General features: G+C 61.5%; 23 protein-coding genes. 13 read left to right on the top strand and 10 right to left on the bottom strand.

Annotated elements, in window-relative coordinates; all coding sequences use genetic code 11:
* Positions 1-21: 21 nt before the first annotated feature.
* Positions 22-1518 carry a helix-turn-helix transcriptional regulator gene (locus ACEN8R_RS08010; protein WP_495624737.1) on the bottom strand — a complete coding sequence of 499 codons (1497 nt, stop codon included), beginning with the start codon at positions 1516-1518 and terminating at the stop codon, positions 22-24.
* 171 nt (positions 1519-1689) lie between these two features.
* Between ACEN8R_RS08010 and ACEN8R_RS08005 the strand changes: the two genes are divergently transcribed.
* Together ACEN8R_RS08005 and ACEN8R_RS08000 are read left to right on the top strand one after the other, a co-directional pair.
* A complete protein-coding gene (locus tag ACEN8R_RS08005) occupies positions 1690-2124 on the top strand; it encodes a YeeE/YedE family protein (RefSeq protein WP_111453505.1) in 435 nt (144 codons plus the stop codon).
* A 2-nt stretch (positions 2125-2126) separates the two neighbouring features.
* Positions 2127-2540: a DUF6691 family protein gene (locus ACEN8R_RS08000; RefSeq protein WP_477745666.1), complete on the top strand. Its 414-nt coding sequence runs from the start codon at positions 2127-2129 to the stop codon at positions 2538-2540.
* Between the two features lie 21 nt (positions 2541-2561).
* On the opposite strand, the gene ACEN8R_RS07995 is transcribed toward ACEN8R_RS08000, so the two are convergent.
* Both ACEN8R_RS07995 and ACEN8R_RS07990 read right to left on the bottom strand, forming a co-directional pair.
* Positions 2562-3845, bottom strand: coding sequence for a Zn-dependent hydrolase (locus ACEN8R_RS07995; protein ID WP_111453504.1), 1284 nt, complete (start codon positions 3843-3845; stop codon positions 2562-2564).
* A 147-nt stretch (positions 3846-3992) separates the two neighbouring features.
* Complete coding sequence (locus ACEN8R_RS07990; protein ID WP_018929683.1) at positions 3993-5477, bottom strand: NCS1 family nucleobase:cation symporter-1; 1485 nt, start codon at positions 5475-5477, stop codon at positions 3993-3995.
* 621 nt (positions 5478-6098) lie between these two features.
* Here ACEN8R_RS07990 and hydA point away from each other — a divergent pair.
* The 3 genes from hydA (at position 6099) to preA (ending at position 10387) form a co-directional block, all read left to right on the top strand.
* Positions 6099-7538, top strand: coding sequence for a dihydropyrimidinase (hydA, locus tag ACEN8R_RS07985; RefSeq protein WP_018929684.1), 1440 nt, complete (start codon positions 6099-6101; stop codon positions 7536-7538).
* A gap of 206 nt (positions 7539-7744) precedes the next feature.
* Entirely contained in the window at positions 7745-9112 is a 1368-nt protein-coding gene (locus tag ACEN8R_RS07980) for an NAD(P)-dependent oxidoreductase (RefSeq protein ID WP_138867746.1), read from the top strand.
* Positions 9113-10387, top strand: a complete 1275-nt coding sequence (preA, locus tag ACEN8R_RS07975) for an NAD-dependent dihydropyrimidine dehydrogenase subunit PreA (protein WP_064618286.1) — start codon at positions 9113-9115, stop codon at positions 10385-10387.
* 139 nt (positions 10388-10526) lie between these two features.
* Here the strand turns inward: preA and ACEN8R_RS07970 are convergent, their stop codons facing one another.
* Entirely contained in the window at positions 10527-11147 is a 621-nt protein-coding gene (locus tag ACEN8R_RS07970) for a TetR/AcrR family transcriptional regulator (protein WP_007937670.1), read from the bottom strand.
* A gap of 139 nt (positions 11148-11286) precedes the next feature.
* Between ACEN8R_RS07970 and copC the strand changes: the two genes are divergently transcribed.
* Both copC and copD read left to right on the top strand, forming a co-directional pair.
* Positions 11287-11652 (top strand): copper homeostasis periplasmic binding protein CopC, encoded by a 366-nt coding sequence (gene copC, locus ACEN8R_RS07965; RefSeq protein ID WP_495624736.1) that lies wholly within the window; start codon positions 11287-11289, stop codon positions 11650-11652.
* A gap of 3 nt (positions 11653-11655) precedes the next feature.
* Positions 11656-12516: a copper homeostasis membrane protein CopD gene (gene copD / locus ACEN8R_RS07960; protein WP_495624735.1), complete on the top strand. Its 861-nt coding sequence runs from the start codon at positions 11656-11658 to the stop codon at positions 12514-12516.
* A gap of 28 nt (positions 12517-12544) precedes the next feature.
* Here copD and ACEN8R_RS07955 read toward each other — a convergent pair whose 3' ends face one another.
* Positions 12545-13684, bottom strand: coding sequence for an HlyD family secretion protein (locus ACEN8R_RS07955; protein WP_018929689.1), 1140 nt, complete (start codon positions 13682-13684; stop codon positions 12545-12547).
* On the bottom strand, positions 13681-15345 hold the full coding sequence (locus ACEN8R_RS07950) for an MFS transporter (protein WP_495624734.1): 1665 nt from the start codon (positions 15343-15345) through the stop codon (positions 13681-13683). The genes ACEN8R_RS07955 and ACEN8R_RS07950 overlap by 4 nt, the downstream gene beginning before the upstream one ends.
* A gap of 332 nt (positions 15346-15677) precedes the next feature.
* Here ACEN8R_RS07950 and ACEN8R_RS07945 point away from each other — a divergent pair, with 332 nt between their 5' ends.
* The 6 genes from ACEN8R_RS07945 (at position 15678) to ACEN8R_RS07920 (ending at position 21584) form a co-directional block, all read left to right on the top strand.
* Positions 15678-16628 (top strand): polysaccharide deacetylase family protein, encoded by a 951-nt coding sequence (locus ACEN8R_RS07945; RefSeq protein ID WP_018929691.1) that lies wholly within the window; start codon positions 15678-15680, stop codon positions 16626-16628.
* A gap of 264 nt (positions 16629-16892) precedes the next feature.
* On the top strand, positions 16893-17717 hold the full coding sequence (locus ACEN8R_RS07940; protein ID WP_018929692.1) for an NAD-dependent epimerase/dehydratase family protein: 825 nt from the start codon (positions 16893-16895) through the stop codon (positions 17715-17717).
* 43 nt (positions 17718-17760) lie between these two features.
* Complete coding sequence (locus ACEN8R_RS07935) at positions 17761-18654, top strand: SMP-30/gluconolactonase/LRE family protein (protein WP_111453496.1); 894 nt, start codon at positions 17761-17763, stop codon at positions 18652-18654.
* Between the two features lie 60 nt (positions 18655-18714).
* Positions 18715-19698, top strand: a complete 984-nt coding sequence (locus ACEN8R_RS07930) for a TRAP transporter substrate-binding protein (protein WP_018929694.1) — start codon at positions 18715-18717, stop codon at positions 19696-19698.
* Between the two features lie 77 nt (positions 19699-19775).
* Complete coding sequence (locus tag ACEN8R_RS07925; protein ID WP_018929695.1) at positions 19776-20303, top strand: TRAP transporter small permease; 528 nt, start codon at positions 19776-19778, stop codon at positions 20301-20303.
* Positions 20304-21584, top strand: coding sequence for a TRAP transporter large permease (locus ACEN8R_RS07920; protein ID WP_018929696.1), 1281 nt, complete (start codon positions 20304-20306; stop codon positions 21582-21584).
* Between the two features lie 15 nt (positions 21585-21599).
* Here ACEN8R_RS07920 and ACEN8R_RS07915 read toward each other — a convergent pair whose 3' ends face one another.
* The 4 genes from ACEN8R_RS07915 to pqqC all read right to left on the bottom strand — a co-directional run bounded on the left by ACEN8R_RS07915 (position 21600) and on the right by pqqC (position 26473).
* On the bottom strand, positions 21600-23327 hold the full coding sequence (locus ACEN8R_RS07915; RefSeq protein ID WP_018929697.1) for a hybrid sensor histidine kinase/response regulator: 1728 nt from the start codon (positions 23325-23327) through the stop codon (positions 21600-21602).
* Positions 23311-24474, bottom strand: a complete 1164-nt coding sequence (gene ercA / locus ACEN8R_RS07910) for an alcohol dehydrogenase-like regulatory protein ErcA (RefSeq protein WP_253424277.1) — start codon at positions 24472-24474, stop codon at positions 23311-23313. Before ercA ends, ACEN8R_RS07915 begins: the two co-directional genes overlap by 17 nt.
* 116 nt (positions 24475-24590) lie before the next feature.
* Complete coding sequence (pqqE, locus tag ACEN8R_RS07905) at positions 24591-25724, bottom strand: pyrroloquinoline quinone biosynthesis protein PqqE (protein WP_495624733.1); 1134 nt, start codon at positions 25722-25724, stop codon at positions 24591-24593.
* Entirely contained in the window at positions 25721-26473 is a 753-nt protein-coding gene (gene pqqC / locus ACEN8R_RS07900; protein WP_495624732.1) for a pyrroloquinoline-quinone synthase PqqC, read from the bottom strand. Before pqqC ends, pqqE begins: the two co-directional genes overlap by 4 nt.
* Between the last annotated feature and the right edge of the window lie 37 nt (positions 26474-26510).

Genomic DNA, 26510 nt, shown 5'->3' with positions numbered 1-26510 from the left:
CCGCACTAGTGCATTTGCACCTTAACGTTGCCCCTTGGTCCGCTTCACGCCGGAGAACAGACCTCGCTCGCGAGCCCAGACAATCGCCTCGCTACGGCTATGCACATCGAGTTTGGAATACACCGTCGACACATGATTGCGCACTGTATTGGGCGCGAGTTTCAGGCGCGCGGCGATCTCCTTGTCGGCCAGGCCTTCACAAATCAGGCCGAGCACATCGCGCTCCCGGGTGGTCATGTCGGTGAACGACACACTGAGTAACTGCGGCGAATTGACGTTCTTCACATTGGCCAGTTTTTCGATCAGCGTGCGGCTGAACCAGGACGCATCTTTCATCACCTCTTCAATCGCCGACACCAACTCCAGCTCGGTGCGTTTGCGCTCGGTGATGTCCATCAACACCAGCAGGTAGCAAGAGCCATCCTGAATGTTCACGGTGTCCGCCGAGACCGCACAATCAATCAGCCCGGCATCCTTCCGGCGCACCCTGACATCGACACGATCCACGCGCCCGCTTTTCTCCAGGGTCGCAAACAGTCGCGTGCGAGCGCCCGCGTCATCAATGAAACCGAGTTGCGCCACGGTCTTGCCGAGCACCTCATCACTGGGGTACGCCAGAGACTCGAGAAAGGCTTCGTTGACGTCCATCACCACTTGGTCGGCGGCGCGGCACACCAGGATCGGCACCGGAGTGAGGCGAAAGGCTTTGGCGAACCGTTCCTCGCTCTGGCGCAGGGCGATTTCGGCCTTGTGCCGAAGCTCCATGTCGACGAAGGAAAACAGCATGCAAGCTTCGTCGTTGAGCTCAAGCGGTTGCCCGGCAACGATCACCTGCTTGCTGCCACCGTCGGCCAATTGCAGTTCTGCCTGCATCTGCGGAATGGTCGCGCCGTCACGCAGACGCTGCTTGGCCAGGTCCTTGTTCTCGGCGCGCTCCAGCACATCCAGCTCATAAGCCGAAGCGCCGATCACCTGATCACGGGCATAGCCGGTCATGTCCACGAAGCCCTGGTTGACCTTGATGTAGCGCAAATCGCTGAGGCGGCAGATCACTGCCGGGGCCGGGTTGGCGTTGAAGGTCCTTTCGAAACGCTGCTCGGCGCTGGCCCAGTCGGTGACATCGTTCATGATCAGCACCAACGATTCCGGCTCACCGGCACGGTCCGCCAGCACCATGCTGCGCACGCTGTGAACCCAGGTGCGCTCTTCATTTTCCAGCTGCGTCACCTCCACCATCACATCGCTGAACGTCTCGCCATGGGCCACGCGGCTGATCGGATAGTTCTCGATCGCTACCGGATGATTGTTGCGATAACGCAAGGCAAAACGCTTGGCGTACTCCCCGGCATTGGCCCCCAACTCGCCAATCTCGCTGACACCGTGCATGGCCAGCGCGGCGTCATTGGCCCAGAGAATGGTCTGGTCGAGCTCCAGCAGAATCACCCCATCGGACAGGCCGGCGATGATCTGCTGCAACTGGCGGCGATTGGTTTCAGTGCTCAGGACGTCCTGGCTCATTGGAACTCCACAATTGCGGCGGCACTTTTGCGCGCTGCCCAGTGAAGATTACGACCGCAGACGTTTGTGATAGTGCAAAAAGCCTGGCACCCGCGGCCCTCCCAAAGTAGCCCTATGCTCAATAGGGAAAGAGTGGTTTAGTGCCGCTTTTTGTCTATACGGAGAGTTGCCATGGTGTTTGATTCTCTTCACTTCACCCCCTGGTCTGCCCTCGCGGGAGGAGCGCTGATTGGCCTCGCCGCAAGCGTAATGGTGGTGGCCAACGGGCGAGTTGCCGGGATCAGCGGGCTGTTGGGCAGCCTGCTTGAGCGTAATGATTCAGGACGAGGTGAGAAAGCCCTGTTCCTGCTCGGACTGTTGGCGGCACCGTTGGTGTGGGCGCTGTTTCATGTGTGGCCGACCATCGAATTCAAAACCGGTACGGTGGGGCTGATCATCGCCGGATTGTGCGTCGGCATCGGCACTCGTTATGGCTCCGGCTGCACCAGTGGCCACGGCGTGTGCGGTATCTCGCGCCTGTCACCACGCTCCATTGCCGCGACATTGAGTTTCATGTTCACAGGCTTCGTGACCGTGTTCGTCCTGCGCCATCTGCTGGGGTATTGAACATGCGCAAACTGACCGCTTTCCTCGCCGGCCTGCTGTTCGGCGTCGGCCTGTTGCTGGCCGGCATGGCGAACCCGGCCAAAGTGCTGGGTTTTCTGGACATTGCCGGCCTGTGGGATCCGTCACTGGCGCTGGTCATGATCGGCGCCATTGCCGTGGCTTGGGGGCCGTTTCACTGGGCCATGAAACAATCGACGTCCTTGCTGGGTGCGCCTATGCAATTGCCGGTCAGCCGTGAGCTGGACCGACGCCTGATCGGTGGCAGCCTGCTCTTCGGCATCGGTTGGGGTATTGCCGGCATCTGCCCCGGCCCGGCACTGGTGTTGTTGCCGACGGGGCACTGGCAGGCCTGGGTGTTCGCCATCGCCATGCTGGCGGGGATGCTGATGTTCAAAGCGCTGCAAACCCGCCGTTGAGCATCCCCGCCAGGCCAGTGGTCAAGCCGCCTGCTTACCACTGGCAATCGCCTGCGACGCCGCCAGCATCGCCCGCAACAACACGGCGCACCCGGCGGCCAGATCATCCGGCGCGGCGTTTTCGATTTCGTTGTGGCTGATGCCACCTTCACAAGGCACGAAGATCATCCCGGCCGGGCCGAGTTCGGCGAGGAAGATTGCGTCGTGCCCTGCTCCACTGACGATGTCCATGTGCGACAGACCGAGCCCTTGAGCCGCACCGCGTACCGCTTCGACGCAGCCCTTGTCGAAATACAGCGGCGGGAAGTCGGCGGTGGGTGTCAGTTCGAAGGTCAGGCCGTGTTGCTCGCAGGTGGTTTCGATGACCTCGCGGACTTCGGCGATCATTGAGTCGAGTCGCGCCGGTTCCAGATGACGGAAGTCCAGGGTCATGCGCACTTCGCCGGGAATCACGTTGCGCGAACCGGGATAGGCTTGCAGGCAGCCGACGGTGCCGCAGGCGTGGGGTTGATGACCGAGGGCTGCGCGATTGACTGCGCCAACGATCACCGCGGCGCCGACCAGCGCGTCCTTGCGCAGGTGCATTGGCGTCGGACCGGCGTGGGCTTCGACGCCGCGCAGTTTCAAGTCGAACCATTTCTGCCCCAGCGCGCCCATCACCACGCCGATGGTTTTGTGTTCGTCCTCAAGAATCGGCCCTTGCTCGATGTGCGCCTCGAAGTACGCACCCACAGCATGACCGCTGACCTGGCGCGGCCCGGCGTAACCGATGGCGTTCAAGGCTTCGCCGACAGTCACGCCCTCGGCATCGACCTTGGCCAGGGTTTCCTCGAGGGTGAATTTTTCCGCGAACACGCCGGAGCCCATCATGCACGGGGCGAAGCGTGAGCCTTCCTCGTTGGTCCAGACCACCACTTCCAGCGGCGCTTCGGTTTCCACGCCGAGGTCGTTGAGGGTACGTAAGACTTCGACCCCGGCCAGCACGCCGAAGCAACCGTCGAACTTGCCGCCGGTGGGCTGAGTGTCGATGTGGCTGCCGGTCATTACCGGTGGCAGGTTCGGATTGCGCCCCGGACGACGGGCGAAGATGTTGCCGACGGCGTCGATGCTGACCGTGCAACCGGCCTCCTCGCACCACTTCACGAAGATATCGCGCGCCTGGCGGTCGAGGTCGGTCAGGGCCAGCCGGCAGACACCGCCCTTGACCGTCGCGCCGAGCTTGGCCAGGTCCATGAGCGACTGCCACAGACGGTCGCGATTGATGTGCTGATGGGTGGATTGCAGAACGTCTACAGCAGCGTTCATGGTGATCTCCTCAGGCAGTTGTTATCGGTTTCTTCGCTAGTTCCCACGCCCCGCATGGGAATTCATCCCTGGACGCTCTGCGTCCGCTCCTGGAACGCGGAGCGTCCCTGGCTGCGTTCCCACGCAGAGCGTGGGAACGATCACTCATCACACTGGAGATTTCACGACAGTCGGACTCGGCCGCATCGAACTCAACCCGTAATAAATCAGCCCTCCCAAGGCCGAGCCGGTGAACCAGCCGTAGCTGTAGAACCAGCTGAAGGCATCGCTGCCCAGCGACAGCAGCGTCAACACCACCGGCACGCCGAACGCGATGAAGCCAAACCCGTTCCACGCCGGGTACACGTCATCACGATAGAGGCCGGCCAGATCCAGTTGCTGTTTCTTGATCAGGAAATAGTCCACCACCATGATCCCGGCGATCGGCCCCAGCAGGCTCGAATAGCCGAGCAACCAGTTGGAATACACCGTCTCCAGGCTCAGATCCGAGACAATCAGCCCGAGCTTTTTCAGCAGTTCATGGGCCATCAGCGCCAACCCGACCAACCCCGTGAGCATCACCGCCGTGGTGCGGTTGATGTACTTGGGCGCGACGTTCTGGAAATCGTTGGTTGGCGACACGATGTTGGCCGCAGTGTTGGTGGACAAGGTGGCGATGATGATCAGCGCCATGGCCAGTGCGACCCAGACCGGGCTCTGGATATGGCCGATCAGGGTGACCGGATCAGAGACGGTGACACCCACCAGTTTGACCGACGCGGCCGTCATCACCACGCCGAGGGAGGCGAACAGGAACATGGTCAGGGGTAAACCGATGATCTGCCCGACGATCTGGTCCTTCTGGCTTTTCGCGTAGCGGCTGAAGTCTGGAATATTCAGCGACAAAGTGGCCCAGAAGCCGACCATGGCGGTCAGCCCGGCGGCAAAATAACTGGCCACGCCGGCCCCTTCCGGACGCTTGGCCGGGATCGCCAGCAACTCGGTCATCGACACGTTTGGCATAGCCCACACCAGCAGGCCCACGCCCACCAGTACCAACAACGGCGCCGATAGGGTTTCCAGCCACTTGATCGAGTCCGCGCCGCGAATCACCACCCACAGGTTCAAGGCCCAGAACAGCATGAAGCCGATCACCTCGCCGGTACCGCCGAGGGCCTTCCAGCCATCGAACACCGAGCCGAGAAACAGGTGAATCGCCAGCCCGCCGAACATGGTCTGGATGCCGAACCAGCCACACGCCACCAGGGCGCGGATCAGGCACGGGATGTTGGAACCGAGAATGCCGAAGGACGAGCGCAGCAATACCGGAAACGGAATGCCGTACTTGGTGCCGGGGAAGGCATTCAGGGTCAGCGGGATCAGCACGATGATATTGGCGAACAGAATCGCCAGCAGCGCTTCGCCCACGGTCAGGCCGAAGTAGGCCGTGAGTACGCCGCCGAGGGTGTAAGTCGGCACGCAGATCGCCATGCCGACCCACAGCGCGGTGATGTGCCATTTGTTCCAGGTTCGTTCGCGCACCTTGGTCGGAGCCATGTCGTGGTTGTATCGGGGACTGTCGAGGACATCGCTGCCGGCTTCGAGCTCAAACAAGCCGTCGCGCTCGGTCACTTGCGATCTGATCTGTTGCATGGCCGCTCCACTGTTCTTTTGATTATTTTTGCTCATCAGAGGCTGGCGCAATGCGCGCGAGCCGGACGATGGCCGGAGAAACTGACAACTTTTACGGACCGGCCACGGTGTCAGCGGCGGCATCAATAAACGTGCCGGGTGCCCCGCTTGCGCCTCGGGCAGTGCCATAAAACTTTGCTAACCAACTGATGTTAATCAGCTTTATTTATCCAACTAGCGAGTCCCCGGTCAGTTGCCCTGTCACTCAGGCCGAATGCCAGGCAAGTTGTCCGAACAGTCAGGACTCAATCTGGTGCGTCGATCTTTTTTGTAAGGTTGCGCATCAACCATAGACCATCCTCAACCGGCTGATTTCACATAGAAAATCTTGACCATATTTCCAACCTGTCAAGTGCGTCAAAATGGTGAGCGGTCTCACCATTTTGGTGATTTTCATTTTTTATTGTTATTTATCAAATAGTTAAAACAATAATAAGCTTATAAAAAATATTCTTGCTCAATCCACAAACTGCAGCTAGCGTCTATTCTTGACAGCGCTGACAGGAATACACCGATTGGCGTCTGCTTCATATAAAACATCTAGAACCGGCAATAGTCGGTCATGCCTGCGAGGAACTCGGAATGTCTCTGTTGATCCGTGGCGCCACCGTTATTACCCATGATGAAAGTTATCGCGCCGACGTCTATTGCGCCGACGGCGTGATCAAAGCCATCGGTGAAAACCTCGATGTTCCCGCCGATGCGCAAGTGCTCGACGGCAGCGGCCAATACCTGATGCCCGGCGGCATCGATCCGCACACGCACATGCAACTGCCCTTCATGGGCACGGTGGCCAGCGAAGATTTTTTCAGCGGCACCGCAGCGGGATTGGCCGGTGGCACCACGTCGATCATCGACTTCGTGATACCCAACCCACAGCAATCATTGATGGAGGCCTTTCATCAATGGCGTGGCTGGGCCGAGAAGTCGGCGTCTGACTACGGCTTTCACGTCGCCATCACCTGGTGGAGCGAGCAAGTCCGCGAGGAAATGGCCGAGCTGGTCAGCCAGCACGGGGTCAACAGCTTCAAGCATTTCATGGCCTACAAGAACGCGATCATGGCCGCCGACGATACGCTGGTGGCGAGTTTCGAGCGCTGCCTGGAATTGGGCGCGGTGCCGACCGTGCACGCGGAAAACGGCGAGCTGGTCTATCACCTGCAACGCAAGTTGATGGCCCAGGGCATCACCGGGCCGGAAGCACATCCGCTATCACGACCTTCGCAGGTGGAAGGTGAAGCCGCGAGCCGGGCGATCCGCATTGCCGAAACGTTGGGCACGCCGCTGTACCTGGTCCACGTCTCGACCAAGGAAGCCCTCGACGAAATCACCTACGCCCGCGCCAAGGGCCAACCGGTGTACGGCGAAGTGCTGGCCGGGCATCTGCTGCTGGACGACAGCGTTTACCAACACCCGGACTGGCAGACCGCCGCCGGTTACGTGATGAGCCCACCCTTCCGCCCGCGCGGTCATCAAGAAGCCCTTTGGCACGGCCTGCAAGCGGGCAACCTGCACACCACCGCCACCGACCACTGCTGCTTCTGCGCCGAGCAAAAAGCCGCCGGCCGTGACGACTTCAGCAAGATCCCCAACGGCACCGCCGGTATCGAAGACCGCATGGCAGTGCTTTGGGATGAAGGGGTGAACACCGGGCGTTTGTCGATGCAGCACTTCGTAGCGCTCACCTCCACCAACACCGCGAAGATCTTCAACCTCTACCCGCGCAAAGGTGCGATCCGTGTCGGTGCCGATGCCGATCTGGTGCTGTGGGACCCGGAAGGCACGCGGACGATTTCAGCCAAGACTCACCACCAGCAGGTCGACTTCAACATCTTCGAAGGCAAGACCGTGCGTGGCGTACCGAGTCACACCGTCAGCCAGGGCCGTGTGGTGTGGGCCGATGGTGATTTGCGCGCCGAGCGTGGCGCGGGCCGGTATATCGAACGGCCGGCGTATCCGGCGGTGTTTGATTTGCTGAGCAAGCGGGCTGAGTTGCACAAGCCGACCGCAGTGAAACGCTGATCTGCCCTCTGTGGCGAGGGAGCTTGCTCCCGCTGGACTGCGCAGCAGGCCCAAAGCCAGTCGACTCGGGGGGGCAGGACAACCGATTTGGCAGGATGTGGGGCGGCTTCGCCACCCAGCGGGAGCAAGCTCCCTCGCCACAGGATGATGCGAAAAAACCAATGCCCACCAGAGGCAGTACCTCAATTAACCGTGAGGCCAACACCGTGATCAAGACTTTGAACCACCTCCCGCATCCCCATGAGGACGCGGCCGCCCTCGCCGGCCATTTCACCGACCTGGCGCCGCCGCTCAACGAGCGTCAGGCGCATCTGGAAGCCTCGCGCTGCCTGTATTGCTACGACGCGCCGTGCGTGAACGCGTGCCCAAGCGACATCGACATTCCATCGTTCATCCGCAATATCCATCAGGAAAACGTGCAGGGTGCGGCGCAGAAAATCCTCTCGGCCAACATCCTCGGTGGCAGTTGTGCCCGGGTCTGTCCGACGGAAATCCTCTGCGAGCAAGCCTGCGTGCGCAACAACGCCCAGGAATGCGCGCCGGTACTGATCGGCCTGTTGCAACGCTATGCCGTGGACAACGCACACTTCAGCGAACACCCGTTCCAGCGCGCCGCCGCAACCGGCAAGCGCATTGCCGTGGTGGGGGCAGGCCCGGCCGGTTTGTCCTGCGCGCACCGCAGCGCCATGCACGGCCATGACGTAGTGATTTTCGAGGCCCGGGAAAAGGCCGGCGGCCTCAACGAATACGGGATCGCCAAGTACAAGCTGGTGGACGACTACGCGCAGAAGGAGCTTGAGTTCCTGATGGGGATTGGCGGGATCGAGATTCGTCACGGGCAGAAACTCGGCGACAACCTGACCCTCAGCGAACTGCATCAGCAATTCGACGCGGTGTTCCTCGGCCTGGGCCTGGCCGCCAGCAAACAACTGGGCCTGCCCAACGAGGATGCCCCCGGCCTGCTCCCCGCCACCGACTACATCCGCGAACTGCGCCAGGCCGATGACCTGACGCAACTGCCGCTGGCCGAACGCTGCATCGTCCTCGGTGCCGGCAACACCGCCATCGACATGGCCGTGCAAATGGCCCGTCTCGGTGCCCGGGACGTGAACCTGGTGTACCGCCGTGGTGTCGCGGACATGGGCGCCACCGGTCACGAACAGGACATCGCCAAGGCCAATCAGGTGCGGCTGTTGACCTGGGCGCAACCCGAAGAGGTGCTGCTCGACGATCAGGGCAATGTGCGCGGCATGCGCTTCGCCCGTACCCGCCTGGTGGAAGGTCGCCTGCAAACCACCGGCGAAACCTTTGAACTGGCCGCCGATGCGATCTTCAAAGCCATCGGCCAGACCTTCGACACTTCCGCCCTCGCCGACCCGCTGGCCCGTGAACTCAAGCGTCAGGGCGATCGCATCCTCGTCGACGAGCAGCTGCGCACCAGCATTCCCGGCGTGTATGCCGGTGGCGACTGCACCAGCCTCGATCAGGACCTCACCGTGCAAGCCGTGCAGCACGGCAAGCTGGCCGCCGAGGCGATCAACGCTCAACTCATGCTCAACGTGGAGGCTGCGTAAATGGCCGATCTCTCGATTGTCTTCGCCGGCATCAAGGCCCCCAACCCGTTCTGGCTCGCTTCCGCGCCGCCGACCGACAAAGCCTACAACGTGGTCCGTGCGTTCGAGGCTGGCTGGGGTGGCGTGGTCTGGAAAACCCTGGGGGAAGACCCGGCGGCAGTCAACGTGTCCTCACGCTACTCGGCGCACTTCGGGGCTAACCGTGAAGTCATGGGCTTCAACAACATCGAGCTGATCACCGACCGTTCGCTGGAGATCAACCTGCGGGAAATCACCCAGGTCAAAAAGGACTGGCCGGACCGCGCACTGATCGTGTCGCTGATGGTGCCCTGCGTCGAGGAGTCGTGGAAAAACATCCTGCCGCTGGTGGAAGCCACCGGCGCCGATGGCATCGAGCTGAATTTCGGTTGCCCCCACGGCATGCCGGAACGGGGCATGGGCGCGGCGGTCGGCCAGGTGCCGGAATACGTCGAACAAGTCACTCGCTGGTGCAAGACCTATTGCTCGTTGCCGGTGATCGTCAAGCTCACGCCAAACATCACCGACATCCGCGTCGCCGCCCGCGCCGCCCACCGTGGTGGCGCCGATGCGGTGTCGTTGATCAACACCATCAACTCGATCACCAGCGTCAATCTGGAGCGCATGGTCGCCAATCCCGCCGTCGGCAGCCAAAGCACCCACGGCGGTTATTGCGGCTCGGCAGTGAAGCCGATTGCGTTGAACATGGTCGCCGAGATCGCCCGCGACCCGCAGACCCAGGGCTTGCCGATCAGCGGCATTGGCGGCATCGGCAGTTGGCGCGATGCGGCGGAATTCATTGCCCTGGGCAGCGGCTCGGTGCAGGTGTGCACGGCGGCGATGCTGCATGGCTTCCGGATTGTCGAGGAGATGAAGGACGGTTTGTCACGCTGGATGGACAGTCAGGGCTACGCCCGCGTGTCGGATTTTTCCGGGCGCGCAGTGGGCAATACCACGGACTGGAAGTACCTGGACATCAACTATCAGGTGATTGCGAAAATCGATCAGGAGGCGTGCATCGGTTGCGGTCGCTGCCACATCGCTTGCGAAGACACCTCGCACCAGGCGATTGCCAGCCTCAAACAGGCGGACGGCACGCATAAATATCAAGTGATCGATGAGGAGTGCGTGGGCTGCAACCTGTGCCAGATCACCTGCCCGGTGCAGGATTGCATCGAGATGGTGCCGGTGGATACGGGCAAGCCGTTTCTGGATTGGAACCATGATCCGAGGAATCCCTACCATGTCACGGTCTGAACGCAGCGTTGCCTGAACTGACGCCTTCGCGGGCAAGCCTCGCTCCTACAGTTTAATGTCGAGCCACATCAAATGATCGACGCTAAATCTGTAGGAGCGAGGCTTGCCCGCGAAGAGGTCGGCAGCCGCACCACCAACCTCAAGGCTCCAACCCGATCCCACGCAAGATCACACTGGTCACCGTCTGCACCGCCCGTTCGAACTGCATGTCCGACAACGGCTGATGATCATTCAGGATGTTCACCTGATGATCGAAGTCGGCGTAGTGCTGGGTCGAGGCCCAGATCATGTACAACAGGCTGGAAGGCTCCACCGGCAGGATGCGTTTGTCTTCCACCCACTGGCGAATTTTCGCTTCCTTCATCTTGGCCCAGTCGTACAGGCTCGCGTCCAGCTTCTCACCGAGGGTCGGCGCGCCGTGGATGATTTCGTTGGCCCAGACTTTCGAACCGTACGGCCGGCTGCGGGAATGGTTCATCTTGGCGCGGATGTAGCTGCTGAGCACCACGCGCGGGTCGTCGAACATTTCGAAGCACAGGGCGTCCTGCTTCCAGACCTCCAGCAAACCCAGGAGCACCGCGCTGTACAGCTCACTCTTGGTGCTGAAGTAGTAATGCAGGTTGGAGCGCGGCAGTTGCACTTCAGCGGCGATGTCGGCCATGGCGGTGCTGCCGAAGCCTTTTTCGGCGAAGACCTTTTCGGCCGCCAACAGGATTTTTTCGACGTTACTGCGACGAATCTCGATCTTGTGATTGCCCATGAGGGCTCCCTGACAACAGCGTTGCTCAAGACTAGCATCCGCTCTACGTCGCGGCGACAGGGGAAAACGAAACTTCGTACAGCAGCCCTGCGGCAGGTAAACTGCCCGCCACTTTGAACCTGCCGCTGAGGTCTTCACGATGCTGATCAAGAACGCCCTGACCACCGCTGCCCTGCTCGGCTCGCTGCTCGCCGCCTCATCGGTGTTTGCCCACGCCCATCTGAAAAGCCAGACCCCGGCGGCCGACAGCACGGTGAGCGCGCCTACGGAACTGCGCCTGGTGTTTTCCGAAGGGGTTGAAGCATCGTTCACCAAAGTGACGATCAGCAAGGACGGTGCCGACGTGCCGGTGAAAAGCCTGGCCACTGAAGGCAGCGACAAGAAAACCCTGATCGTCACCCCGGCAGCGCCGTTGGCCGCTGGCGATTACAAGGTCGAATGGCATGCCGTGTCGGTCGACACCCATAAAAGTGAAGGCGCCTACCGCTTCAAGGTGGGTCAGTAATTCATGACCGAGGCGCTGGTGCTGTGCCGCTTCCTGCATTTCACCGTGGTGCTGATGCTGTTTGGGGCCTGGGTGTTCAGGCCTTTGCTGTTGGGCCGCGAAACGAAATGGCTGGATCCGGCACTGGCGCGAGTGACCCGCTGGCTCAGCGTGGTGGCGTTGCTCAGCGGCGTCGGCTGGTTGCTGCTGATCACCGCCAGCATGGCCAGTTCCCCGGAGGCGGCATTCGACCCGGCGATGCTGAACCTGGTGCTGAGCAATACCTTTTTCGGTCAGGTATGGCGCTGGCATCTGCTGCTAAATCTGTTGCTCGTGGCATTGTTGTTGACGCCCTGGCGTTCCAACATGGCCTGGCACATCGGCCTTTCCAGCCTGCTGCTGGCGACCCTGGCCCCGGTCGGTCATGGCGCCATGCTCGATGGCCTGCAAGGCCAACTGTTAATCCTCAACCAGATTGTTCACCTGACGTGCGTCGGCGCCTGGCTCGGTGGTTTGATGTTGCTGGTGATGACCCTGCGCCAACCGGACGATCATCCCTTGAGCGCGATACTGCAACGCTTCAGCGGGATCGGTTACACGTTGGTGGCGGGGTTGGTGATGACCGGCCTGATCAACGTGCGCGTACTGACCGGCGTGTTCTGGCCGACGCCGTTGCTGTCCGGGTTTGCGCTGATTCTGTTGATCAAGGTTGTGCTGGTGATCGCGATGCTGGGGTTGGCGCTGTTCAATCGGCTGCGGGTCAAAGATTGCCAGCAGCGTCCGGGGCTGTTGCGCACCAGCGTCATGCTGGAATGGATACTGGGAATCGGCGCGGTAGCGGCGGTTTCACTGCTGGGCACCCTGCCCCCAATGATCGCCAACTGAAACACACCTCGCTCCTACAAGGGCGGTGTCAGTCAGGGGTAATCGGCGCAGCGGTATCAATACTCACCACCACCGACATCCCCGGCCGCAGCCGTTCGCTCTGTTCCTGATCGGCATCGACGCTGATCCGCACCGGCACCCGCTGGGCGATCTTGACGAAGTTGCCAGTGGCATTGTCAGCCTGCAGCAGACTGAACTCGGAGCCTGTGGCCGGTGAAATCCGCTGCACCCGCCCGTGAAATTTCTGGTGGTTCAGCGCATCGACGGTGAAGCTCACCGGCTGGCCGACCCGCACGTTGTCCATCTGGGTTTCCTTCATGTTGGCGATCACCCACAACTGGTTCGGCACCAACGCCATCAGCTGCGCCCCGGAGTTGACGTAGGCGCCAAGGCGCACGCCGATCTGCCCGAGTTGACCGTCGCGCGGCGCCACCACGCGGGTGTTCGACAGGTCGATCCGCGCCAGTTGCACCGCCGCTTCAGCACTGGCCACCGCCGCTTCCAGCGAGCCGCGATTGACGATCACCGTTTGCAGATCCTGGCGGGCGATGTCCAGATTGGCCTGGGCTTGCGCCACGGCGGCAACGGTCTGGGCGTTGGCGGCCAGGGTCACGTCCAGCTCGCGTTTCGACACCGAGCCATCACCGACCAGCTCTTTGTTGCGGCGCAAATCCGCTTCACTTTTGCGCAACTGTGCCTGGGCGTCGGCGACGGCGGCCTGACGCAATTTGATGGTCGCTTCGGCGCTGTTGCGTTGCTGCACCACGTTGGCCAGCGCGGCTTTCTGCACCGCCAGTTGTGCCAGGGATTGATCGAGACGCTGCTTGTAGATGCGGTCGTCGAGGCGCACAAGTAAATCCCCGGCCTTCACAAACTGGAAATCCTGCACCGGCACTTCGTACACGTAACCGCTGAGTTGCGGGCCGATGATCGTCACCTGCCCGCGCACCAGGGCATTTTCCGTGGTCTCGACCGCGCTGCTGAACGGTGGCAGTTGCCAGGCGTACAACACGATCAGTACACCGACGAGAGCAATCGCCGCAAAGCCCAGGGACGAGATGATCCGCACCCCCAGCGAGCGCGGTTCAGAGCCCGGCGAGGATGGCGGCGTCACGCCTTCGGGGGTGGCGGCAATAGTGTTGGTGGTCGTGGTGGTCGGTTCGGTCATGAAGAAGTGGCACCGCTGGATTGTTTGGTTGGAGTGGCAGGCGCCGGGGCAACGGCTTGGGTAGTGCTCATCAGCCACAGGGCGCGAATGGAAATCCAGATCATGGTCAGCACCGCGATCACGGCAATCAGCATGAACACATCGTTATAGGCCAGGACATTAGCCTCGCGAGTGGCAGCAGCGGCCAGGCTACGGATGCCCTGCAGGTTGCGCAGGCTCGGGTCGGCAATTATCGAGCCGACCGCGTTGCCGCCGCTCTGGACCCGCGCCGCCACACGCGGGTCGAGCAACGTCAGCTGCTCGACGATGTGACTGGAATGAAACTTCTCGCGCGCGATCTGGAACGTCCCCAGTAGTGCCGCGCCGATCAAGCCGCCGAGGTTCTGACAGATACCGAACAGCACCGAGAAACTCACCAGGTTGCGCGGGCTGGACAGCACGTTACGCATGCCGAAGACCATGGTCGGCCCGAGGAAGAACGTCCCGCCGAAGGCCAGCAGAAACTGGCTGAAATACAGGTTTTCCGGGCGGGTCAGGTTGTTCGAATAACTGTCCATCACCGAACCGACCGCCATCAGCGCCAGGGAGATGTTCAGCGGCATGATCAGGTGCTTGGGGTCGATGGTCAGGGCGCTGGTGACCAGGCCGGCGATACTGCCGATCAACATCACCACATACAGGCTGTGCAGCTGTTGACTGCTCATGTTCAGCGTCTGCATGAACCCCACCGCGCCGGTGGACTGTTCCGACGTCACCATGCGAATCAGGATCACCGCCAGGGCCAGGCGAATCATCGCCCCGCTGCCGAGCCAGCGGGTCATCAGCATCGGGTTGCTGCGATTGTGCTCGATGGCCAGGCCCGCGAGGATCAACACGATCGAAGCCGCCGACGCCACGCCGATCCACTGCGCTTCCAGCCACCAGTCGATCCGCCCCAAAGACAACACCGCGCAGAGCAAGGCCACGCCGGTGGCGAGGATGGCGAAGGTCAGGAAGTCGAGTTTTTCGAAGGTCTTGAAGCGGTCACCCGGCGGCAGTTTCAGCAGAAACACGCAGCCCAGGGACAACAGCGCCATGCCCAGTTCGAACAGGTACAGCCCGCGCCATTCGGCGATCTGCAGCAGGTCTTCGGAAAACAACCGCGCCATGGGCAAAGCCAGTTGCGAGGTGCCGAGGCCCAATACCAGCGCCTTCATCCGCCATTTCGCCGGGAAGGCCTGGATCATGTAATACAGGCCCAACGAACTCAGCGCTGCGCCGACCATGCCGTGGGCCGCGCGCACGGCGATCGCCGAACTCAGGTCGTTGACGAACAAATGGCCGAAGGTCACCAGCGCATAAAGCATCAGGAACACTTCGGTGAAAGCCCGCAGGCCGAACTGCTGACGAAACTTCACCAGCAGCAGGTTCATCGACACGTTGGTCATGACAAAGGCCGCCGGCAGCCAGGCCATCTCGGCCGTGGTCGCGCCCAGCGCGCCTTGCAGATACGGCAGGTTGGCGACCACCAGCGAGTTGCCGAGACCACCGGTCAATGCCACCAACACCCCCACCAGCGCGTAGGCCAGCCGCCTGGGGTTGGAGTGCAACGGCGTCGAGGGCGATCCGGGCAGGCTGGGCCGCTCGTGGGGCTGCCAGTCGCGCGGGGTGTAGTGATTCATTCAGTGGCCTTGGTTCAAGGAGTGTTGTCAGTTTGCCGCAAAATCACGGGGAGAACACACCCTTGCAAACACGAGCCTGTGGCGAGGGGGCTTGCCCCCGTTCGGCTGCGAAGCAGTCGCAATTCAGACAACTCGACATGCAGGAAAAAATAGGGGCCGCTTCGCGCCCCAACGGGGGCAAGCCCCCTCGCCACAGGACTTCTCCCGCACTGGACGGTGTGTTCGGCGGGATTCGTAAATTCTGTTTAAAAGTCTTCTCGCCCGTAGCGGATTTTTCCGGGGCAATCCAAATGACACCCTCACGGCACTGTTCAACTCAAAAGGTGCCCCTTATGACCACTGCCCATTGGCAACGCTCCCCCCGCTGGCTGAAAAATCTGCTGGCCGCCGCCCTGCTGCTGCCGTCCCTCGCGTTCGCCCAGGAACGCCCGTGGCCGGATGGCTCGCAACTGGTGATTTCGTTCTCCATGCAATTCGAAACCGGCGGCCAGCCCGACGGTGCCGAAAGTCCGTTCTCCGGCACTCCATTGCCCAAGGGTTACCCGGACATGCCGGCACAGACCTGGTTCGACTACGGCTACAAGGAAGGCCTGTGGCGGATGCTCGACTTGTGGGACCGCAACGGCATCAAGGTCACGTCCCATGTGGTGGGCGAAGCGGCATTGAAACACCCTGAACTGGTGCGGGCGATCGCCGATCGCGGCCATGAAGTCGCCGCCCATGGCATGCGCTGGGCCGACTCCTACAACATGAGCTACGAGCAAGAGAAGGCCTTCATCGGCGACGGCGTCGAGGCGGTGCAGAAACTCACCGGCCAGCGCTCGGTGGGCTACAACGCCAATTGGCTGCGGCGCAGCCCCAATACCCTGAAAGTGCTGCAGGATCTGAACTTCACCTATCACATCGATGACGTCAGCCGTGATGAGCCGTTTGTGACACTGGTCCGTGGCAGGAAATTCGCCGTGGTGCCTTACACCCTGCGCAACAACGACATCGTGCTGATCGAAGGCCGGCACTTCTCGGCGCAACAGTTCTACCGGCAATTGGTGCTGGAATTCGACCGCCTGTACGCCGAAGGTGCCAGCCAGCGGCGGATGATGTCGGTGAGTCTGCATGACCGCATCGGCGGCACTCCGGCGATGGTCGAGGCGGTGGAGCGTTTTATCCGTTACGCCAAGTCCCATCCGAAGGTCAGCTTCATGCGCAAGGATCAGATCGCCCAGATCGTGCTGACCGAAAAGAACCCGCTGATCGATAACACCGAGGCGGCGTATAACCACTGACTCAGGTGAACGCAGCCCTTGCCGGGGCTGCATCCTTCGGCAAGTCATCGTATAACCCACCCTTGGCCGGGCGGTTATCCGGCTCATTGATAGGTCACCATCACGGCGATCTATTTCAGCACTCGGTCGCCTGCAATGTGGAATGACCCTCCGTCAATTTCCACGAACCTGTCGTTGACAAGCACCGGAAAGCCTACCAATACTTCGCTAAGTCATACGACAACCTACAACAAACCAATAACAACTTCATGTACAGGGACTTTCATGACGACCACCCCCCCAGTCCGTGCGCCTTTCAATCGCCTGCTCCTGACCGGCGCCGCCGGTGGCCTCGGTAAAGTCCTGCGCGAACGCCTGCGGCCATACGCCAACGTGATCCGCCTGTCGGACATCGCCGCCATGACGCCGGCCATCGATGACCGCGAAGAAGTCGTGCCTTGCGACCTCGCCGACAAGCAAGCGGTGCATCAGCTGGTCGAAGGCGTGGACGCGATCCTGCACTTCGGCGGCGTGTCGGTGGAGCGTCCGTTCGAAGAGATCCTCGGTGCCAATATCTGCGGGGTGTTCCATATCTACGAAGCGGCCCGCCATCACGGCGTGAAGCGGGTGATCTTCGCCAGTTCCAACCACGTCATTGGCTTCTACAAGCAGGACGAAACCCTCGACGCCCACTCCCCTCGCCGCCCGGACGGCTACTACGGCTTGTCCAAGTCCTACGGCGAAGACATGGCCAGTTTCTACTTCGATCGCCATGGCATCGAGACTGTCAGCATCCGCATCGGCTCCTCGTTCCCGGAACCGCAAAACCGTCGAATGATGAGCACCTGGCTGAGCTTCGGCGACCTGACCCAGCTGCTCGAACGCGCGCTGTACACCCCGGATGTCGGCCACACCGTGGTGTATGGCATGTCCGACAACCAGCACGTCTGGTGGGACAACCGTTTCGCCGCGCACCTGGGTTATGCGCCGCAAGACACGTCCGAAGTGTTCCGCGAAACAGTCGAAGCCCAGCCGATGCCCGCCGAGGATGATCCGGCCCGGGTCTATCAGGGCGGAGCCTTTGTCGCGGCCGGGCCGTTCGGCGACTGAACCCTCGCCACTGCCCCATCACAACCCAAGGGAATGAGTTGCCATGCAAGCCGAATTGATTGTCGATGCCCGCAATGCGGTCGGTGAAAGCCCGGTGTGGGTCCTCGAGGAAAACGCCCTGTACTGGGTCGATATTCCGGCCGGAAGGTTGCAGCGCTGGAGTGCCGACAGCGGGCACGTTCACGTCTGGAAAGCCCCGCAAATGCTCGCCTGCATCGCCCGTCACAGCGCCGGTGGCTGGATCGCCGGCATGGAAAGCGGATTGTTTCACCTGCATCCGCACAACGATGGCAGCCTCGACAGCGAACTGCTGGCCCACGTCGATCACACCCGCCCCGACATGCGCCTGAACGATGGCCGCTGTGATCGTCAGGGGCGGTTCTGGGCCGGCAGCATGGTGCTGAACATGGGCGCCAACGCCGCTGACGGCCGGCTCTATCGCTACAGCGCCGGGCAACCCGGACCACTCGCCGCCCGACTCGGCGATTTCATCGTGCCCAATGGCCTGGGCTTCAGCCCGGACGGCAAGACGATGTACCTCTCGGACTCGCACCCGAACGTGCAGCAGATCTGGGCCTTCGATTACGACATCCACAGCGGTACGCCGTCCAACCGTCGACTGTTCGTCGACATGCATCACTTCCTTGGCCGCCCCGATGGCGCCGCCGTGGATGCCGAAGGTTGCTACTGGATCTGCGCCAACGACGTCGGGCTGATTCACCGTTTCACCCCCGATGGCCGACTGGAACGTTCCCTCCCCGTGCCGGTGAAGAAACCGACCATGTGCGCCTTCGGTGGCAGCCGGCTCGACACGCTGTTCGTGACCTCGATCCGCCCCGCTGACGACCATGACGAACAGTCCCTGGCCGGCGGCGTATTCGCCCTCAACCCCGGCGTTCAAGGTTTACCCGAACCCCAGTTCAACGACTCGCTTTAACCGCTCCCGCCGCACCGCTGTGCCTTGAATAAAAAAATAACAAGACTGGAGAACCACCCCATGGACTTCAAACGCACCTTGCTCGCCGCCGCACTTCCCATCACCGCAGCACTCACCTTCTCCCTCAGCAGTGCCGCCCAGGCGCTGGAAATCAAATTCGCCGACATCCACCCCGCCGGTTACCCGACCGTGATCGCCGAGGAACAGCTGGGTAAAACCCTGGTGGCCGACAGCGACGGCAAGCTGACCTTCAAGATGTTCGCCGGCGGTGTGCTCGGCTCGGAAAAAGAGGTGATCGAACAGGCTCAGGTCGGCGCCATCCAGATGGCCCGGGTCAGCCTTGGCATCGTCGGACCAGTGGTGCCGGACGTGAACGTGTTCAACATGCCGTTCGTGTTCCGCGACCAGGCGCACATGCGCAAAGTCATCGACGGTGAGGTCGGTGACGAGATCCTCGACAAGATCACTCACTCCGAATTCAACCTGGTCGCCCTGGCCTGGATGGACGGCGGCACGCGCAATATCTACACCAAGAAACCGGTGCGCAGCCTCGCCGACCTCAAGGGCATGAAGATCCGCGTGCAAGGCAACCCGATGTTCATCGACACCATCAACGCCATGGGTGGCAACGGCATCGCGATGGACACCGGCGAGATCTTCAGCGCCTTGCAGACCGGGGTGATCGACGGCGCGGAAAACAACCCGCCGACCCTGCTTGAACACAACCACTACCAGAACGCCAAGTTCTACAGCCTGACCGGGCACCTGATCCTGCCCGAGCCAATCGTGATGTCGAAAATCACCTGGGAAAAACTCACCCCCGATCAGCAAGCCCTTGTGAAGAAAGCCGCCAAAGCCGCACAGGCCCAGGAACGCACGCTGTGGGACGCCAAATCCGCCAGTAGCGAAGAGAAACTCAAGGCTGCCGGCGTCGAGTTCATCACGGTCGACAAGAAACCTTTCTATGAAGCCACAGCCTCGGTCCGGGAAAAATACGGCGCGCCTTACGCCGACCTGATCAAGCGCATCGAAGCCGTTCAGTAACCCTCCCTAACCTTCATGAAAGGCCCGGCACCGTTGACGAACGGATCGTCAGCGACGCCCGGTTACGGTGAAACCCGATGAAGAATCTGCTGCTGCGCATCAACGACAGGATTTACATGACCTGCATCTGGGTCGCCGGCCTGTCGGTCCTGGCCATTGCCCTGATCATTCCCTGGGGCGTCTTCGCCCGTTATGTCCTGGGCACCGGTTCGAGTTGGCCGGAGCCCACCGCGATTCTGCTGATGATGCTGTTCACCTTCATTGGCGCCGCCGCCAGTTATCGCGCCGGTGCGCACATGGCCGTGGCCATGCTCACCGACCGCATGGCCCCCGGACTGCGCAAGACCATGAGCATCGTTTCGCAGCTGCTGATGGCGACCATTTGCCTGTTCATGGCCATCTGGGGCACCAAGCTCTGCCTGTCCACCTGGAACCAGTTCATGAGCTCTCTGCCCACCCTGCGCGTGGGCATCACCTACATGCCGATCCCAGTGGGCGGTGTACTGACGCTGATTTTCGTGCTGGAAAAACTCTTGCTCGGTGACCAGAGCAACCGTCGGGTCGTGCGTTTCGATCTGGTTGAAGAAAGCGAAGGGGCGGCATGAATGGACGCATTGATCCTGTTGGGCAGTTTTATCGCGTTGATCCTGATCGGCATGCCGGTCGCCTACGCCCTGGGGCTTTCGGCCCTGATCGGTGCGTGGTGGATCGACATTCCGTTCCAGGCGCTGATGATTCAGGTAGCGGGTGGGGTGAACAAATTCTCGTTGCTGGCGATTCCGTTCTTCGTGCTCGCCGGGGCGATCATGGCCGAGGGCGGCATGTCCCGGCGATTGGTGGCTTTTGCCGGCGTGCTGGTGGGGTTCGTGCGGGGCGGGTTGTCGCTGGTGAACATCATGGCCTCGACCTTCTTCGGGGCGATTTCCGGCTCTTCGGTAGCGGACACGGCGTCAGTCGGTTCGGTGCTGATTCCGGAAATGGAGCGTCGCGGCTACCCGCGGGATTTCTCCACCGCAGTGACGGTCAGCGGTTCGGTGCAAGCCCTGCTGACGCCGCCCAGCCATAACTCGGTGCTGTACTCGCTGGCTGCCGGCGGTACCGTTTCGATCGCTTCGCTGTTCATGGCCGGCGTGGTGCCGGGGCTGTTGATGAGCGCGTGCCTGATGGTGCTGTGTCTGCTCTTCGCCAGAAAGCGCAACTACCCCAAGGGCGAAGTCATCCCCATGCGCCAGGCGCTGAAAATCTGCGGTGAAGCGATGTGGGGCTTGATGGCGATGGTGATCATCCTCGGCGGCATTCTCTCGGGCATTTTCACCGCCACCGAATCAGCGGCGATCGCGGTGCTCTGGTCGTTCTTCGTCACCATGTTCATCTACCGCGACTACAAATGGCGCGAACTGCCCAAGTTGATGCACCGCACGGTGCGCACCATCTCGATCGTAATGATCCTGATCGGCTTCGCTGCCAGCTTCGGCTACATCATGACGCTGATGCAGATCCCGGCGAAGATCACCACGATGTTCCTGACCCTGTCGGACAACCGTTACGTGATCCTGATGTGCATCAACGTGATGCTGCTGTTGCTCGGCACGGTGATGGATATGGCGCCGCTGATTTTGATCCTCACGCCGATTCTGATGCCGGTGATTCTCGGCATCGGCGTAGACCCGGTGCAATTCGGCATGATCATGCTGGTGAACCTGGGGATCGGCTTGATCACACCGCCGGTGGGCGCGGTGCTGTTTGTCGGCTCGGCGGTGGGCAAGGTCAGCATCGAAAGCACCGTGAAAGCGCTGCTGCCGTTCTACGGCGTGCTGTTCCTGGTGCTGATGGCCGTGACCTACATCCCCGCCATTTCGCTGTGGTTACCGCATTTGGTGTTGTGACCCTTTGAAAAATCGCTACGCCAACAGCTGACTCAACACCGCACGCAACTTGCCGGGCTTCACCGGTTTATTCAGCAGCGGCGCGTCGAGTCGCTGCAACGAACGCCGACACTGGTCGGTGCGGTCGGCGGTGATGATCACCGCCGGTATCGCCCGGCTGAAATGCTCGCGCAGATGCCGGACCACTTCACAACCCACCACCCCGTGATCCAGGTGGTAGTCCGCCAGAATCAGTTCCGGCGCCTGCCCCTGCAAAGCCACCAGCGCGGTGGCCTCATCGGTGGCGGTGACCACCTCGCAGCCCCACTGCCCGAGCAGTGCGCTCATGCTTTCAAGGATGCTGACTTCGTTGTCCAGCACCAGCAGGCGCCGCCCCGGCAGCGGGTTGCCGGTGCTCGGCTGCGGCGCGGCCTGGCTGATCGGCAGTGGAATCTCACGGGAAATCGGCACCTCGATGCTGAACATCGAACCGCGCCCTGGCCGCGAATGCACCTGAATCCGGTAATCGAGGATCTTGGCGATGCGTTCGACAATCGCCAGTCCCAGGCCCACGCCCTTGCGATCGGCGGCGCGGCCAACGTCCAGTTGGTTAAATTCAAGGAAGATCGAATCGAGACGATCCGCCGGGATCCCGCGCCCGGTGTCCCAGACTTCGATTCGCAGTACGTCGCCCCGGCGCCGGGCACCCAGCAGGATGCTGCCGTCGTCGGTGTAGCGGCAGGCATTGCTGAGGAAGTTGCGCAGAATCCGCGTCATCAGCCGCAAGTCGGTATGAATCGCGTAATCACCCATGTGCACCCGCAGGTTCAACCCGGTCGCCGCAGCCACCGACTGAAACTCCGAAACCAGTGGCGCGAACAATTCATCGAGGCGGTACAGGGCGATGTCCGGCTTTACCGCGGCCTGATCGAGCCGGGAAATATCCAGCAGATCGGTGAGCAAGTCCTCGGCCCCTTCCAGCGCCTGATGCGTGCGTTCCACCAACACCTGCTCGACGTCGGGCAGCTTGCGCTCGCGCAAGGTCGAGATCAGCAAACGCGCGGCGTTGAGCGGTTGCAGCAGGTCGTGACTGGCGGCGGCGAGGTATTTGTCCTTGCTGCGATTGGCCGCTTCGGCGGCATCACGGGCGTCGCGCAAGGCTTCGGCGATCTGTTTACGCTCGGTGATCTGTTGTTGCAGATTGCGGTTGGCGTCCAGCAACTCATTGGTGCGCGCGGTGACCCGTTGCTCCAGTTGATCATTGAGCTGTTGCAAGCGCTCCTGGGCCTGTTTTCGTTCGGTGATGTCGGCGACGAACCCCTCCACCAGGCCTTCCTGATCCGGTTTGAGCAGCAGGTTCATCAACACGTCGAGGACAGTGCCGTCCTTGCGCCGCAGCTGGGTTTCATAGCCCAGCAGGCTGCGCTCACGCTGGAGGACTTCGCCGATGCCTTCCAGCTCTTGCGCGCCGCCGACGAACAGCGTGCCCGCCAGGTCCGTCAGGGAAAACAGCACCTCCTGCGGGTCCTGATAGCCAAGCATCCGCGCCAGCGCCGGGTTGGCGGCGCGCATGCCTTCCTGCAGGCTGGCCTGGAAGATTCCGTGCACGGCGTTTTCGAACAGCCATTTGTAGCGATTGCGCTCGGCCTCCAGTTCATCCAGGCGCGCGGCCAGTTCCGGGTAATGACTCTTGCGCGCCGAGTGATTGCCCAGGCCGAGTAACCCGGTCAGCGCCCGTTGCTGTTCGTCAGAGGGCTTCGCCATAGACGACCTCGACGTCGCGCTGGCTGGACTCGCGCGGGTTGGTAAGGATGCAGGGGTCATCCATGGCATGTTGCGACAGGAACGGAATGTCCGACGTGCTCACCCCGTGCAGGCCCAGGGTTTCGTGAAAACCGATGGCGTGTTTGAGGGCGATCAAGTGGTCGACCAAACGTCCGCAGATCTGCCGGTGGTTCAGGCCGCGACAATCGATGCCGAAGGTCTCGGCGATCACCTTGAAGCGCTCCGGCGCCGAGCTGTAGTTGAACGCCACCACGTGTTCCACCAACACCGCGTTGCACAAGCCGTGAGGCAGATCGAGGAATCCACCGAGGCTGTGAGACATGGCGTGCACCGCGCCGAGGATCGCGTTGGAGAACGCCAGCCCGGCCTGCATGCTGCCGAGCATGATCTTTTCCCGCAGGGCGATATCGCCGGGGTTGGCGATCATTTGTACCAGATTGCCGTTGATCAGCCGCATCGCCTCCAGCGCATGCGGGTCGGTGAGCGGCCCGTGGCCGGTGGAAACGAAGGCCTCGATGGCGTGGACCAACGCGTCGATGCCGGTACAGGCCGACAGGAACGGGTCCATGCTCAAGGTGGTTTCCGGGTCGATCAGCGACACGTCCGGCACCGCAGCCTTGCTGACGATGGAGAATTTCATGCGTTCTTGCTGATTGGAGATGATCACGAACTGCGACACATCGGCCGACGTGCCGGCGGTGGTCGGGATCAGGATCAGCGGTGGGCTGGGCATGCGCAGGGTGTCCACACCCTCGAATTCAAGGATGTTGCGCCCGTGGGCGACGACGATGCCGATGCCCTTGCCGCAATCCATCGGGCTGCCGCCGCCGATTGCAACGATCACATCGCAATGATTCTCCCGGTACAGCTCGGCGCCGAGCATGACTTCCTCGATCCGCGGGTTGGGCGAAACGTCACTGTACACAAAGTAATCGATGCCCTGGGCTTGCAGGCTGGCCTCGACATCGGCGACCCAACCGGCGGCGATCACACCGGGGTCGCTGACCACCAGCACCTTGCGGGCGCCGAAGGTCTTGGCGTAATTGCCGACGTTATGCCGACAGCCGGCACCGAAGATGATTTCAGGTGAAACGAATTTACGCAGTTGACTGAGATTCTGGCTCATTGGAAAGCCTGTTTTTATTGTTTTGAAAGGTAAAGCCAACACTAAAGCATCCGGCTGCGAATGCAATCAGACCAATGGGTAGCAACTACCGGGGGTGGGGGCTTCGCGTTCGCAATTTATCCGCGATAGATCAGCCGCGAAGCCTTTTCATTGCGCAATGTCAGGTGTTCCATGCCCTGCCCCGGCGCGTCGGCTTCGTCCCGGGCCTTGAGGATGACGCTGTGGTGCGGCGACTTGCTGCACACCGGGTCGGCGTTGCTCGCGTCCCCCGTGAGCATGAACGCCTGGCAGCGGCAGCCGCCCAGGTCCTTATGCTTTTCATCGCAGGAACGGCACGGCTCTTTCATCCAGTCATTGCCACGAAACCGGTTGAAACCGAAGGAGTCGTTCCAGATATGTTCGACGCTGTGCTCGCGCACATTGGGGAACTGCACCGGCAGCTGACGCGCGCTATGACAAGGCAACGCCGTGCCGTCCGGGGTGATGTCGAGAAACAGGTTGGCCCAGCCATTCATGCAGGTCTTGGGGCGCTCTTCGTAATAGTCCGGGGTGACGAAAATCAGCTTGCACGGGTGGCCCTCGGCCTCAAGCCGCTGGCGATACTCGTTGGTGATGCGCTCGGCGCGCTGTAATTGTTCGCGGGTCGGCAACAGGCCGACGCGGTTGAGTTCGGCCCAGCCATAGAACTGGCAGGTCGCCAACTCGACGAAATCCGCTTCCAGCTCCAGGCACAGCTCGATGATCTGCGCGATCTGGTCGATGTTGTGCCGATGGGTAACGAAGTTCAGCACCATCGGGTAGCCCTGGGCTTTCACCGCCCGGGCCATGGCCAGTTTCTGGGCGAAGGCCTTGCGTGAGCCGGCGAGCATGTTGTTGACCGCTTCGTCGGCGGCCTGAAAGCTGATCTGGATGTGGTCCAGCCCGGCGACCTTGAAGTCGCGGACCTTCTGCTCGGTCAGGCCGATACCCGAGGTGATCAGGTTAGTGTAGTAACCCATATCCCGCGCGGCCTTGATCAGCTCGGCCAGGTCCTGGCGCACCAACGGCTCGCCACCGGAAAACCCCAGTTGCGCGGCGCCCATCTCCCTGGCTTCGCGAAACACCCGGATCCACTCTTCTGTGCTCAACTCCTCACCCTGTTGGGCGAAATCCAAGGGATTGGAGCAATACGGGCATTGCAGCGGGCAGCGATAGGTCAGCTCCGCCAACAGCCACAACGGTGGGCCGGGTTGCTGCTCGATCGCGTTCACAGGGCGATCCCCCGGTGCCAGACCCGCTCGGCGGTGACCGTGTGATACGGCGGGCGGTCCAGCTCATAGGCCATGCTCATCGCGTCGAGCATGCTCCACAGCACATCAAGCTTGAACTGCAGAATCTCCAGCATGCGCTGCTGGCCCTCGACCGTGACGTAATGCGCCAGGGTGATGCGCAAACCATGCTCGACATCGCGCCGGGCCTGGCTCAGGCGCGTACGGAAATAGTCGTAACCGGCCGGGTCGATCCATGGGTAATGGCTGGGCCAGGCGTCGAGCCGAGACTGATGGATCTGCGGCGCGAACAGCTCGGTCAGCGAACTGCTGGCCGCTTCCTGCCAGCAAGCACGGCGGGCGAAATTGACGTAGGCGTCCACGGCAAATCGCACACCCGGCAGCACCAACTCTTGCGAGAGAATTTGTTCGCGATCCAGCCCCACCGCTTCGCCCAGACGCAACCAGGCTTCGATGCCGCCTTCGCTGCCGGGGACTCCGTCATGGTCGAGAATCCGTTGCAGCCATTCCCGCCGCACGTCGCGGTCCGCGCAGTTGGCGAGAATGGCCGCGTCCTTCAGTGGAATGTTCACCTGATAGTAGAAGCGATTGGCGACCCAGCCCTGGATCTGCTCGCGGGTGGCGCGCCCGGCGTACATGGCTTGGTGGAATGGATGATGGATGTGGTAATAGGCGCCTTTGGCGCGCAGGGCTGCTTCGAATTCGGTGGGGGTCATGGGGGTGTCAGTCATTGCGGTTCTCCGGGGAATAACCGTTGGGTTCTGCGAT

It is taken from the genome of Pseudomonas sp. Pseusp15 (genome assembly GCF_059492165.1).
This window is presented reverse-complemented; position numbering and strand designations above follow the sequence as displayed.